This is a genomic window from Micromonospora sp. CPCC 205546 (genome assembly GCF_036902715.1).
In the GTDB taxonomy this organism is placed as follows: Bacteria; Actinomycetota; Actinomycetes; order Mycobacteriales; family Micromonosporaceae; genus Micromonospora.
The window spans coordinates 12,746-25,391 of sequence record NZ_JBAKHL010000029.1; the positions used below are offsets into that span (position 1 = coordinate 12,746).

Here is a 12,646-nt window from a genome sequence, read left to right on the forward strand (position 1 = left end):
CGGCGGCCGGGCACGTGGACGTGGCCCGGTGAGCGTGCGGCTGGCCGGTCGGGCAGCCCAGCCCGCGCCGCCGTCCGGTGACGGGGGCGTGCTGCTCGGCATCGACTTCGGCGGCACCAAGATGGCGGTCGGGGTCGCCGACGCGCAGGGCCGGCTGCTGGCCCGTGAGCGGGTCCCGACGCACGCCGAGCGGGGTGCTCCGCAGGCCCTGGACCGGGCCCTGGAGCTGGCCGCGAGGCTGCTGGGGGACACCGGCGCACCGGTCGCGGCGGCCGGGATCGCCTCGCCCGGCGTGGTCCGCTCCGACGGCATCGACCTGGCCCCGAACGTGCCCGGCTGGGACGGGCTGCGCCTGGCCGACGCGGTCCGGGACCGGCTGGCGGTGCCGGCGGTGGCGGTCGACAACGACCTCAACGCCGCCGCCCTGGCCGAGCTGCGACTCGGGGCGCTCCGCGACGCCGACCCCGGCCTGGTGGTGGGGCTGGGCACCGGCGTGGCGGCGGCGGTCACGGTCCGCGGGTCGGTGCTGGCCGGCCACCACGGGGCGGCCGGCGAGATCGGGTACGCCGTGGCCGGCGGCCCGTGGCCGGGCACGATGCTGGAGCTGGGCTTCTCCGGCCGGGCGCTGGACCGGCTCGCCGACTCCCTCGGCGTGGCGGCCGGTGCGCGGGGCCTGGCCGCCGCCGCCGAGCGGCCCGGCGCGGCCCGGGACGCGCTGACCGCCCGGGTCGACGAACTGGCCCGCCACCTGGTCACCTGCTGCCTGCTGCTCGACCCGCAGCGGGTGGTGCTGGTCGGCGGGGTGGCCGGCAACACGCTGATCCGAAGCCTGCTGGGGGAGCGGATGGCGGCGGTCCTGCCGTACCCGCCGGAGGTGGTGCTGTCGCGCTTCGCCGACGACGCGGCCCTGCTCGGCGCGGTCATCCTCGCCCGCGAGGCGGTGCCGAAACCCCGCTGACCGGTCCGGTCCAGCCCTTGCAAGCACTTGCAGACCATGAAGCCGACGGTCCATCGTGGATCGCCGGCTTCATGGCTTTTGCCTGCGATAGGCGGAGTCTTCGAGGGCTGATGCCGATGTTGCCATGAAATTTCGAGAAGTTTGCTGCAAGGTATTGCAGAACCTGCCGGGTATCGAGCATTGTCTCTGCTACGCGGACGGCCGTCCCTTCTCGTCAGTGCCTCTTCGTCCCCGGAAGAAGGTCTCCCTGTCATGGCACGATCGACACCGCCCCTGCGCGCCCGCATCCCCCGCCTGCTCCTCGCCGCCGCCGTCGTGGCGTCCGGCGTCACCCCGCTCGTGGCGAGCGCCGCCGCGCCCGCCCGCGCCGCCGTCGCCCTCAACGACAGCGAGGTGACGGCCAACCTGTGGGAGTGGAACTGGAACTCCGTCGCCGCGGCCTGCACCGACCACCTCGGACCGGCGGGCTACGGCGCGGTCCAGGTCGCGCCGCCGCAGGAGTCGGTCAGCCTGCCCACCAGCGCCGACGGGGCCCACCCCTGGTACGAGGTGTACCAGCCGGTGTCCTACAGGCTGGAGAGCCGGTTCGGCAACCGCCAGCAGTTCGCCGCCATGGTCACCGCGTGCCACGCCGCCGGCGTACGCGTCTACGTCGACGCGGTCGTCAACCACATGGCCGGGGTCAACAACCCCGCCGGCACCGTCGGCTACGCCGGCACCACCTTCACCGGCTACGGCTATCCGGCGGTGCCGTACGGCCACGGCGACTTCCACCACCCCGGCGACAACTGCCCGACCTCCGGCGGCATCACCGACTGGAACAACGAGTCCCAGGTGACCAGCTGCGAACTGCTCTCCCTGTCGGACCTCTACACCGAGAAGGAGCAGGTCCGCGACAAGATCGCCGCGTACCTCAACGACCTGATCGGCCTGGGCGTGGACGGGTTCCGCGTCGACGCGGTCAAGCACGTCAGGAAGGCAGACTTCGCGGCCATCCTCGGCAGGCTCGACAACACGGTCGCCGAGAACAGGCGCCCGTACGTCGCCCAGGAGATCTTCGACGGCGCCTCGAACGACGCGCTCAAGGCCCGCGCCTTCATCGGCAACGGCGACGTGCTCGACTTCGCGTACGCCAAGGGCCTCAGGTCCAGCTTCCAGGGCTCGATCGCGAACCTGGCGAACATCCCGAACTGGAACCTCGACGCGCCCGGCGCCAACGTCTTCGCCATGGTCACCAACCACGACCTCGAACGCGACGGGGTGGTGCTGTCGTACAAGAACGGCAGCGACTACACCCTGGCCAACTACTTCGCGCTGGCGTACCCGCACGGCAAGCCCTCGGTCTACGACAGCTTCACCTGGTCGAACCGCAACCAGTCGCCGCCGGCCACCGGCAGCGGCCACGTGACCGACACCGTCTGCGGCGACAACTGGACCTGCCTGACCCGGTCCACCGGCATCAAGGGCATGGTCGGCTGGGCCAACACCGCCCGGGCCGTCAAGACCATCTCGGACTTCACGGTCGTCAACAGCAACGTCATCGGCTTCCACCGGGGCGATCGCGGGTGGATCGGCATCAACGACTCCACCGCCGCCAGCACCGCCCAGTTCGTCACCGGCCTCGCCGACGGCGCGTACTGCGACGTCATCTCCGGCGCCGCCACCGCCGCCGGGTGCACCGGCGCCACGGTCACCGTGACCGGCGGCCGGGCCACCGTCACCATCCCCGCCAACGGCGCGGTCGCCATCCACGCCGACGCCCGGGGCGGCCCCGCCGCCAAGGTGGCCACCACGTTCACCGCCGCCGCCTCCCTGCCCGCCGACCGGACGCTGCACCTCGTGGGCGACACCCCCGCCCTCGGCAACGGCGACCCGACCGCCTCCGTGCCGCTCACCCGTACCGGCACCGGCACCTGGACCGCGACGGTGGACCTGCCGGCGGCCACCGCCGTGACCTACCGGTACCTGGTCAGGAGCGGCGCCACGGTGGTCGAGCAGGAGGCCGGCAGCCGTACCTTCACCACCCCGGCCGGCGGGACGACGACCCGGACCGACACCTACGTGCCGGGGCCCGTCGGGGACACCGTCGCCACGACCTTCACCGTCACCGCCGCCGTGACCGCCGGCCAGGAGGTCTACGTCGTCGGCGGCGTCCCGGCGCTGGGCGACTGGGCGCCGGCGAACGCGGTACGGCTGCCCGCCGTCGGCGGGGTGTTCCGCGGCGTGGTCGACCTGCCCCGCTCCGCCACCGTGGAGTACAAGTTCATCAAGAAGACCGCGGCCGGGGCCGTGACCTGGGAGTCCGGCGCGAACCGGAGCCTGACCACCCCGGCGGGCGGCAGCCACACCGTCACCGAGACCTTCCGCGGCGACACCGCCGGGCCGGTCGCCACCGCCTTCCACGCCACCGCCACCACCTCCTTCGGCCAGAACGTGTACGTCGTCGGCAACCTCCCCGCCCTCGGCGGCTGGAACCCCGCGCACGCCGTCGCCCTGTCCCCGGCCGACTACCCGCTCTGGCGGGCCACCGTCAGCCTGCCGCCGAACACCGCCGTCGAGTACAAGTACCTGAAGAAGAACCCCGACGGCTCCGTCACCTGGGAGGCCGGCGGCAACCGGAGCTTCACCACCCCGGCGGGCGGCACCCACACCCGCACCGACACCTGGCGTTGACGCAACCGGTGGCCGGCCCCGCCCCGGGGCCGGCCACCCCGGCCGTCGCACCCGCGGCGGCTGCCGTGGCCTCGCCGGCGCTTGCTCTCAAGTCCACTTCAACTTCTACCGTCGACACGTCGGATCTGATCGAGCGGACAGGACGTGGTCGGTATGAGCGTGCGGCGGACGGTACTGGTGACCGGTGGGACCGGTCGCGTGGGTGGGCAGGTCGTCGCCCGGCTCGTCGGGGCCGGGGACGCGCGGGTGCGCGTGCTGTCCCGCGATCCGGCGAGGGCATCGGTGGCCCTGGGGCCGCGGGTGGAGGTGCTCGGCGGTGATCTCACCGTGCCCGACGGCCTGAGCGCCGCCCTGGACGGCGTGGATGCGCTGTTCCTCGTCTTTCCGTCGGTCACCGCCGACCGGGCGGCCGGTCGGTTGGTGGCGACGCTGGCCGAGCGGGTCGGGCGCATCGTCTACCTGTCCGCCCACGGCGTACCGGACAACCCGGACGGTGCCGCTGGGCCGGACGGGACCATCATGGGTTCCCACGCCCACGTGGAGGCCCTGATCGCGGCCTCGGCCGCCGAGTACGCCTTCCTGCGCTCCAGCGGGTTCGCCGCGAACACCCTGGCGTGGGCGCCGCAGATCCGGCGGTCGGACGTACTGCGGTGGTTCGTGCCCCAGGCCAGCCGGGCCCTGGTGCACGAGGCGGACCTCGGGGCGGTGGCAGCGCGACTGCTGACGGACGACGAGCACCACCGCGGGGCCTACCACCTGACCGGCCCCGAGCAGTTGACGCAGGTGGAGCAGCTCGCGGCGATCGGTGCCGCGCTGGGCCGGACGCTGCGTTACGAGGAGATGGACTCCGCACAGGCCGCCGCCGAGCTCTTCCCCTCGATGCCGGCGAGCGTGGCCGCCGGCATCATCGCCGGCCACGCGGCGATGGTCGCACGACCCGAGCCGGTCACCGACACCGTCCGGCGTCTGCTGGGCCGGCCCGCCCTGACGTACGCGCAGTGGGCCCGCGACCACGCCGAGGACTTCACCGGCCGCCGGTAGGGGCCTGTCCTGCGCGCCAGGCGCACGGCCGACGCCGCCCGCGAGCCGGGTGGCGGGGAAGGAACCGCGGCAGATCCGCGCGGCTGGCCTCGGGGTCGCCAGGCCGGCGGCGCGCTGGTCGGATGTGGGTCACCAAGCAGCCGGGCGGCGCCCTGACGGATGGCTTCCCGACCTACGGCTGAAGCACTAGGCCGCCGACGCGGCCCGGGGGTCGCTCGACCGGGTGCGCTGCGCCAACCCGCCGGCGGACCGGTCCGAGCGGTCCTGGCCGCCGGCCGGCCGCACCGCGTGTGGCGACGACTGCCCGGAGTCGGACCGGGCCATGCGCAGGGCACGCTGGGCGTTGTTCCAGGCCGGGCAGGGCCAGGCCTGGCCCGCGCAGAGCAGGTTGCGGCACCCGCCGTCCCCGTCCGGTTCGTGGGCGTCGGCCACGTCCAGGGCGAGCTTCCACAGCAACGGGTCGGTCACCTCGGCGGGACGGTCTGCCTGACGGTCGGACCGGTCAGTGGTGTCGGACACGAGTTTGATCCCCCTTGAGCGCAGGTGCGATCTTCAGCTTCTCCAGTTTCCACGCCGACGAAACCTCGACACCCCTCCCAGGCTGCGGAGTAGGACCGCGGAGCCCCTCCGCCGGCCGGGGGACGGGCGAGACAGGCGGGGCCCGGCCGTCACCCGGAGGCGTCCGGGCCCCGCCGCGGCCGGCGCATCCGCACCGCCGCGACGGCGGCGACGATCAGCAGGACCGCCAGCGCCGGTCCACCTGCGATGACCATGAGCCCCGCTCCGATGTTGGCGCCGATTCCTCCGGCGGTCAGCACCCGCCAGCCGAGGCCGACGAGGACGCCGGCTCCGACGAGCGGCACCAGCACCCACCACCACCGGGGGTCGAGACGGCGGCGTGCGGTGGCCCGGAGCAACCAGGCGAGCGCGACGACGACGCCGACGCACGCCAGGACGCCGACGATCCGGTCCCCCGCCGGGCCGAGGCTGACCGGCCGGATCGCGTAGTCCAACTCGACGCCCTCGGCGGCGAGTCGTCGGGCCTCGTCGTTGGTCAGGTCGCCGATGAGCCACCAGGAAGCCACCGGTGTGCCGAGCACCAGGACGAGCGCGGTGATCGGCGACGTCAGTCGGTGCGGCTCGGTCATGTCTGTCGCCTTCTTCCCGCGGGCCGGTCCACGCTGCTCGGGTAAGTATGTGGGCGGCCTTCAGGCAGGACGTGGGCACACCCACCCACCGCCGGGCGCAGCGGATCCACTGGTTCTCGGGATCGCATCCGCCCCGCCTCGGCTGCCGGGAGGGCACCCCACCGACCACCGCCGCATGATCGGTTACGGTGGTCGCCGAGGGCGGATGCCGACAAGCGGAGGGACCGACGCGGATGGGCGCGCTGTTGGCTCTGGCCCTCGGCGGACTGCTCGTGGTCGTCCTCGCCAACGCCCTGGCCCGTCGCACCAACCTGCCGGCGTCGGTGCTGCTGGTCCTCGCCGGGATCGCCTACGGCTACCTGCCCGGCCCGAACCTGGAGCTCGATCCCGAGGTCGTGCTCTACCTCGTCATCCCGCCGCTGCTCTACGCCGCCGCCCTGCAGTCCAGCCTGATCGCGCTGCGTCGCAACGCCCGGACGGTGATCGGCCTGTCGGTGGCGCTGGTCCTGGTCACGGCGCTCGCCGTGGGCTTCGGGCTCAACGCGGTGGTGGCCGCCGTCCCGCTGAGCTTCGCCATCGCGGTGGGCGCGGCGGTCTCCCCGCCGGACCCGGTGGCGGCGCTGTCGATCGGCCGGCGGGCCGGCCTGTCGCCCCGGCTGACCACGCTGGTCGAGGGGGAGGGGCTGCTCAACGACGCGACCGCCCTGACGATCCTGCAGGTGGCCGTGGCGACGGCGGTCGGCGGCAGGTTCTCCGTCGGGCACGCCGTGGGCGACTTCCTGTTCGTCGCCGCCGGCGGACTGGCCGTCGGCATGGCGGTGGCGTGGGTCATCGCGTACCTGCGCAGGAAGGCCTCCGATCCGCTGACCGACAACGCCCTGTCCCTGGGCACCCCGTTCGCCGCCTACGTGGCGGCCGAGAGCCTGCACGTGTCCGGGGTCCTGGCCGTCGTCGTGGCCGGCCTCTGGCTGGGCCACCGCAGCGCGACCCTGCAGTCCAGCGGCGCACGGCTGCAGACCCGCTCGGTCTGGCACCTGGTGGAGTACCTCCTCGAGGGCTACGTGTTCCTGCTCATCGGCCAGCAGTTGCCCGCCGTCGTACGCGGGCTGGCCGCCTACGACGTCGGCACCGTCGTCGCGGCGGGGGCCGTCACCGTCGGCACCGTGCTGCTGGTGCGTCCGCTGTGGCTGCTGGCCGCCGCGCACCTGCCCGCCCGGATGCACGTCCGCCTCGGCGGCGACCCCCGTCCCGGCAACCCGCCGTTGTCCGGTCGGGAACTGCTCGCGCTGAGCTGGGCGGGCACCCGGGGCGTCATCACCCTCGCGGCGGTGTTCACGCTGCCGGCCAGCACGCCCGCCCGCGACCTGCTGCTGTTCTGCGCGTACCTGGTGGTGCTGGTCACCCTCGTCGGCCAGGGCCTGACGTTCGCCCCGCTGCTGCGCCGGCTGCGGCTGCCGGGCACCGACGTCAGCCGGGCGCTGGCCCGCAACGAGGCCCGCGCCGCGGCGGTGCGGGCCGCCCTCGACCGGCTGGACGCCCTCGTCGAGGCCGACCCGGGCGTACGCGACGTCGCCGCCCCGCTGTGCAGGGCCGCCGAGGGCCGCCACAGGCGCTACACCGAACGGGTCGCGGTGCTCTCCCACGTCGAGGACCAGGTGCTGCCGGTGGACGACCGCTACCGCGCGGCCCTGCGGGCCCGGCGGGAGATGATCGCCGCCGAGCGCGACGAACTGCTCGCCTGGCGCAACGCCGGTCGCCTCGCCGACGCCGACATGCGCATCCTGGAGCGGGAACTGGACCACGAGGAGAGCGTGCTGCCGTCGCTGCCCCCGTCGTAACCGTCTCCTACGGGTCCCGGGCGCCGTCCTGCCGTCACGGGTCACCGCCGTCGGGCGTCCCGCGACGGCGCGGCGGTTCAGTCCGGCAGCAGCGGCATCTCCAGGCCGGGGTCCCGGCCGAGCAGCACCGCCCGGGTGAGCGCCCCCGACCCGAACCGGTCCCGCACCGCGTCCACCGCCGCGTCCAGGTCCGCCCCCGGATCGCGGTCGAACGGCAGCGGCGGCTGGACGGGGGAGTCGTCCAGGTTTCCGACCGACACCCCGAGCAGGGTCACGCCCCGCCGTTCGATCTCGGGCAGCGCGGCCCGCAGCAGCGCCCGCGCCGCGCCGAGCAGCGGGGCCGTGTCGGCGGTCGCCTTGGCCACCGTGCGCGAACGCGTCGCGCGAGTGTAGTCGCCGAAGCGCAGGCGCAGCGTCACCGTCCGCCCGGCCCGCGCGGCCGCCCGCATCCGCCGGGTCACCCGGTCGACCAGGCCGGCGAGGATCGCCTCCAGCTCGGCGGGGGAGTGCGGTACGGCGGCGAGGGCGTGCTGCGCGCCCATCGACGCACGCTGGCGGCCGACCTGCACCGGCCGGGGATCGCGGTTGTGCGCCAGGGCGTGCAGGTGGCGACCGGCACCCGCGCCGAGCAGCGAGACCAGCGTGGCCTCCCCGAGGCGGGCGACCTGCCCGACCGTGCGGACGCGTCGCTCGCGCAGCTTCGCCGCGGTGACCGGCCCGACGCCCCACAGCCGCTCCACGGGCAGCGGGTGCAGGAACGCCAGCTCCCCGTCCGGCGGGACGACCAGCAGGCCGTCGGGCTTGGCGACGCCGCTGGCGACCTTGGCGAGGAACTTCGTGCGGGCCACGCCGACGGTGATCGGCAGGCCGACCCGCTCGCGCACCTCCCGGCGCAGCCGGGCGGCGATGTCGGCGGGCGGTCCGACCAGCCGGCGCAGGCCGCCCACGTCGAGGAACGCCTCGTCGATGGAGAGCCCTTCGACGAGCGGGGCGGTCCGCCGGAAGATCTCGAACACCGCGCGGCTCGCCGCCGTGTAGGCCGCCATCCTCGGCGGCACGACGATCGCCTCCGGGCAGAGCCGCCGGGCCTGCCGGCCGCCCATCGCGCTGCGTACGCCCCGGGCCTTCGCCTCGTAGCTGCACGCGAGGACCACGCCGCCGCCGACGATCACGGCTCGGCCGCGCAGGCGCGCATCGTCGCGCTGCTCGACCGACGCGTAGAACGCGTCCAGGTCGGCGTGCAGGATGCTGGCCTCGCGCGACACGAACACATGTTCGCACGAAGGCCCGCGATGACGGCAGTGACCTGCCCGAACGCGGCCCCGCGGACATCCCCGCCGGAGGCGCCGGGGCCGCGCGCCCGAGCGGCGCGGCGGCCTACAGCTCGTCGAACGGGCGGGCGTAGGCGAACGCCCCCAGGATCGACGACCGCCAGGCGCTCAGCGGCCGGGCCATGAAGTGGCGCGGCCCCCACGGCTGCGGCGGGGTGACGCCGAGGTCGACCGCCGGGCGGAACCCGAAGCGCGGGTAGTAGTCGGGATGCCCGAGCAGCACCACGAGGGCCTCCTCGCGCGCGTCGGCCGCGCCGAGCACCGCGTGCATCAGCGCGGAGCCGACCCCGCGCCGCTGCCAGGCCGGCAGCACGCCGAGCGGACCCAACCCCAGCGCGACCGGTTCGCCGGCGACCCGACCCCGGGTGCACACCACGTGCCCGACCACCCGCCCGGCGTCGTCCGCCGCGACGAGGGAGAGGGTCGGCAGCCACCCGTCGTCGGCCCGCAGCGCGTCCACCAACCCCGCCTCGACGGGTACGGCGTCCGACTTCTCCGGGTCGGCGAAGGCGGCCAGGTGCACCGCCCGGATCGCGTCGACGTCGGCGGCGGTCTCGCGTCTGATCAGCACCGGGCCACGATAGGCGCGGCCGTGCACCCGACGCGCGCCATTAACGGCGGCGCCCGCTCACCCCGTCAGCCGCCCGACGGGCGCAGGCGGCGACGATCCGGTGCACGGCCACCAGCGGCAGCACCCGGACCGGATACCAGGCGAGATCGCCTCGTGCGACGCGTCGCGGACGATCAGGACATCGCGGTCGGCGAGGGCGGGGCGGTGCCGCCCTGCGGGGCCTCCGCCGACATCAGCCGGACGATCTCCTCCCGATCGGCCGCCGACGGCAGTCCCCACCCGGGGCGGTAGCCGTACACCTCGTGCAGGGGGTGGGAGGCGGTCCGGCCGTCGAGGATCTCGATCGAGTCGGTGTCGACGAGGCCCGGGTGCTCGACGCCGCACGCCTCGGCGACCTTGACCAGGTCCCGGCGCAGCGTGCGGACGTAGTTGGCCGCGCGGACCGACTTCGAGCCCGGATCCACGCCCCGGGCGAGCCACGGGTTCTGCGTGGCGACGCCGGTGGGGCAGGTGTCGGTGTGACACTTCTGGGCCTGGATGCAGCCGATCGCCAGCATGGCCTCGCGGCCCACGTTGACCATGTCGCAGCCGAGCGCGAACGCCACCACCGCGTTGTCGGGCAGGCCGAGCTTGCCGGCGCCGACGAACACCACCTGCTCGTGCAGCTCGCGCTCGGCGAAGACCTTGTAGACCCGGGCGAAGCCCTGCTGGAACGGCAGCGACACCGAGTCCGTGAAGATCAGCGGCGCGGCGCCGGTGCCGCCCTCGCCGCCGTCGACGGTGACGAAGTCGACCCCGCGCCCGGTGTCGCGCATCAGGGTGGTCAGCTCCTCCCAGAAGCCGAGGTCGCCCACCGCGGACTTGATGCCGACCGGCAGACCGGTCTCGGCGGCGAGCAGCTCGACCCAGTCGAGCAGGCTGTCGCAGTCGGAGAACTCGGCGTGCCGGGACGGGCTGACGCAGTCGCGCCCCTGCGGGATGCCGCGCGTCGCGGCGATCTCGGCGGAGACCTTGGCCGCCGGCAGCAGGCCGCCGAGGCTGGGCTTCGCGCCCTGGCTGAGCTTGATCTCCAGCGCCCGTACCGGCGCGCCCGCGACCAGGTCCTTGAGCCGGTCGAGGCTGAAGCGGCCGTGCTCGTCGCGGCAGCCGAAGTACGCCGTGCCGATCTGGAAGACCAGGTCACCGCCCTTGCGATGGTACGGCGACAGGCCGCCCTCGCCGGTGTTCTGCAGGCAGCCGGCCAGGGCCGCGCCCCGGTTGAGCGCCTCGACGGCGTTGCCGGACAGCGACCCGAAGCTCATGCCGGAGATGTTCACCACCGACTCGGGCCGGAACGCGCGTGCACGCCCCCGGGCGGCGCCCAGCACCTTGGCGCACGGCAACCGCACGTCGTGCCCGGCGCCCGGCGTCGACGGTGGGACGGCCCGACCGAAGGTGCGGTGCTTGATGATCGGATATCCGGGCGTGAACTCGATGTTGTTGTCGGTGCCGAAGCCGAAGTAGTTGTTCTGCTGCTTCGCCGAGGCGTACACCCAGCGGCGCTGGTCGCGGGTGAACGGCCGCTCCTCGTTGTTGCCCGCGACGATGTACTGGCGCAGCTCCGGCCCGATGGACTCCAGCAGGTACCGCGCCCGACCCAGGACGGGGAAGGTACGCAGCAACGCGTGGTCGCGCTGCATCAGGTCACGCGCGGCGAGGGCCGCGACGGCGGCGACGGCGGCGGGTATGGCTCGGCTTGCCCACTTCATGCCCGCCACTCTTTCCGCGATCGTCGCCCGCCAAACGCCGCCTGCGGTCACCCGGCCGGCGGCGACGCCCCGGACGGCGGGCGGCTCAGGGCGACGTCGGGAGGCGGCGGACGACCAGCAGGGCGACGTCGTCGGTGGGCTGCTCGACGCCGAGGGCGTCCATGACCGTGGCGCAGACCTGCTCGGCCGGCCCCGGCCGGACCACGTCGGCGAGCTGCCCGAGGCCGACGTCGATGACCTCGTGGCGGCGTTCGACGAGGCCGTCGGTGAAGCAGACGAGCACCGCGCCCGGCGGGAAGTCCACCTCCGTGTGCTGCCGGGCCGGCGGTCGGCGACCGGTGCCGAGCGGGGGATCGGTGTGGACCTCGACGGGCGTGCCCGGCCGGCCCGGCACGGCGAGGACGGGGCGCAGGTGCCCGGCGGCGGAGAGCCGGACGCGGGTCCGGTCGGGGGAGATCATGGCGTAGAGCGCCGTGGTGAGGTTCCCGGCCTCGAAGTGGCCGACCTTGCGGTCGAGGAGCGTCAACGCCTCCGCCGGACCGTCACAGACCAGCGCGTAGGCGCGCAGCGCACTGCGGATGCGCCCCATGATCACGGCGGACTGCAGGCCGTGGCCCGACACGTCGCCGATGACCAGGCCCAGCCAACCCGAGGGCAGGGCGAAGACGTCGTACCAGTCGCCGCCGACCCCGGCGACGTGCCCGGGCACGTACCGGGCGGCCATGTCGAGGCCCGGCACGCCGGGCAGCTGGGTGGGCAGCAGGCTGCGTTGCAGGGCGAGGGCGGCGCTCTGGTCGAGGTTGTTGGACCGGGCGAGGTTGGCCAGGCTGGCCCGGTCGGCGACCAGCTCCAGCAGGCGTACGTCGTCGGTGGTGAACCGGCGTCGGATGAGCGTGCCGACGTGCAGCACCCCGATCAGCTCGCCCCGGGCGAACATCGGCACGCCGAGCAGCGACCGCAGCCCCATCGTCAGCAGGACCGGGTTGACCACGGCGCCGGGGGTGACGTCCTCGACGATCACCGGCCGCCGGGTCAGGGCGATGCGGCCGGCGAACCCCCGGCCGACGGAGACGCGGAAGCCCTGCCGGACCTCCTCCTCCAGCCCCTTGGCCGCGGTGGCCACGAGCTGCTGCGCGTGCGTGTCCAGCATGAGGATGGCCGCCGTGTCGACGTCGAGCAGGTCCCGGACCCGGTCGAGGAGTTCGTCGAAGAGATCGGCCGCGTCCAGGCGGGACAGCGCCGCGTCGGTCACAGCCTCGATGCGGCGCAACCGTTCGTCGTCCTGGATCAGCCCCTGCTCGACCACTACCGGATCCTAGCCCTGACGGCCGCGTCCGC

10 protein-coding genes are annotated in these 12,646 nt (G+C 74.4%); 4 read left to right on the plus strand and 6 right to left on the minus strand.

Annotation, left to right across the window (positions count from 1 at the left end):
• The first annotated feature begins 28 nt into the window (after positions 1 to 28).
• The 3 genes from V6U77_RS15890 (at position 29) to V6U77_RS15900 (ending at position 4,672) form a co-directional block, all read left to right on the plus strand.
• Positions 29 to 958: an ROK family protein gene (locus tag V6U77_RS15890; RefSeq protein WP_334607102.1), complete on the plus strand. Its 930-nt coding sequence runs from the start codon at positions 29 to 31 to the stop codon at positions 956 to 958.
• A 252-nt stretch (positions 959 to 1,210) separates the two neighbouring features.
• Positions 1,211 to 3,631: a carbohydrate-binding module family 20 domain-containing protein gene (locus V6U77_RS15895; protein ID WP_334607103.1), complete on the plus strand. Its 2,421-nt coding sequence runs from the start codon at positions 1,211 to 1,213 to the stop codon at positions 3,629 to 3,631.
• 153 nt (positions 3,632 to 3,784) lie between these two features.
• On the plus strand, positions 3,785 to 4,672 hold the full coding sequence (locus tag V6U77_RS15900) for an SDR family oxidoreductase (protein WP_334607104.1): 888 nt from the start codon (positions 3,785 to 3,787) through the stop codon (positions 4,670 to 4,672).
• Positions 4,673 to 4,858: 186 nt separating this feature from the next.
• Here V6U77_RS15900 and V6U77_RS15905 read toward each other — a convergent pair whose 3' ends face one another.
• Positions 4,859 to 5,191 carry a hypothetical protein gene (locus tag V6U77_RS15905; RefSeq protein ID WP_334607105.1) on the minus strand — a complete coding sequence of 111 codons (333 nt, stop codon included), beginning with the start codon at positions 5,189 to 5,191 and terminating at the stop codon, positions 4,859 to 4,861.
• Between the two features lie 149 nt (positions 5,192 to 5,340).
• Positions 5,341 to 5,820, minus strand: a complete 480-nt coding sequence (locus V6U77_RS15910; protein ID WP_334607106.1) for a hypothetical protein — start codon at positions 5,818 to 5,820, stop codon at positions 5,341 to 5,343.
• A gap of 233 nt (positions 5,821 to 6,053) precedes the next feature.
• Between V6U77_RS15910 and V6U77_RS15915 the strand changes: the two genes are divergently transcribed.
• Positions 6,054 to 7,658 (plus strand): Na+/H+ antiporter, encoded by a 1,605-nt coding sequence (locus V6U77_RS15915; protein ID WP_334607107.1) that lies wholly within the window; start codon positions 6,054 to 6,056, stop codon positions 7,656 to 7,658.
• 77 nt (positions 7,659 to 7,735) lie between these two features.
• On the opposite strand, the gene dinB is transcribed toward V6U77_RS15915, so the two are convergent.
• From dinB to V6U77_RS15935, 4 genes are all read right to left on the minus strand, one after another.
• The gene (dinB, locus tag V6U77_RS15920) at positions 7,736 to 8,923 is read right to left on the minus strand and encodes a DNA polymerase IV (RefSeq protein WP_334607108.1); all 1,188 of its coding nucleotides are present in this window, start codon (positions 8,921 to 8,923) and stop codon (positions 7,736 to 7,738) included.
• Between the two features lie 112 nt (positions 8,924 to 9,035).
• Positions 9,036 to 9,560 carry a GNAT family N-acetyltransferase gene (locus tag V6U77_RS15925; protein WP_334607109.1) on the minus strand — a complete coding sequence of 175 codons (525 nt, stop codon included), beginning with the start codon at positions 9,558 to 9,560 and terminating at the stop codon, positions 9,036 to 9,038.
• A gap of 173 nt (positions 9,561 to 9,733) precedes the next feature.
• Positions 9,734 to 11,308, minus strand: coding sequence for an FMN-binding glutamate synthase family protein (locus V6U77_RS15930; RefSeq protein ID WP_334607110.1), 1,575 nt, complete (start codon positions 11,306 to 11,308; stop codon positions 9,734 to 9,736).
• Between the two features lie 85 nt (positions 11,309 to 11,393).
• On the minus strand, positions 11,394 to 12,614 hold the full coding sequence (locus V6U77_RS15935; protein ID WP_334607111.1) for a PP2C family protein-serine/threonine phosphatase: 1,221 nt from the start codon (positions 12,612 to 12,614) through the stop codon (positions 11,394 to 11,396).
• Between the last annotated feature and the right edge of the window lie 32 nt (positions 12,615 to 12,646).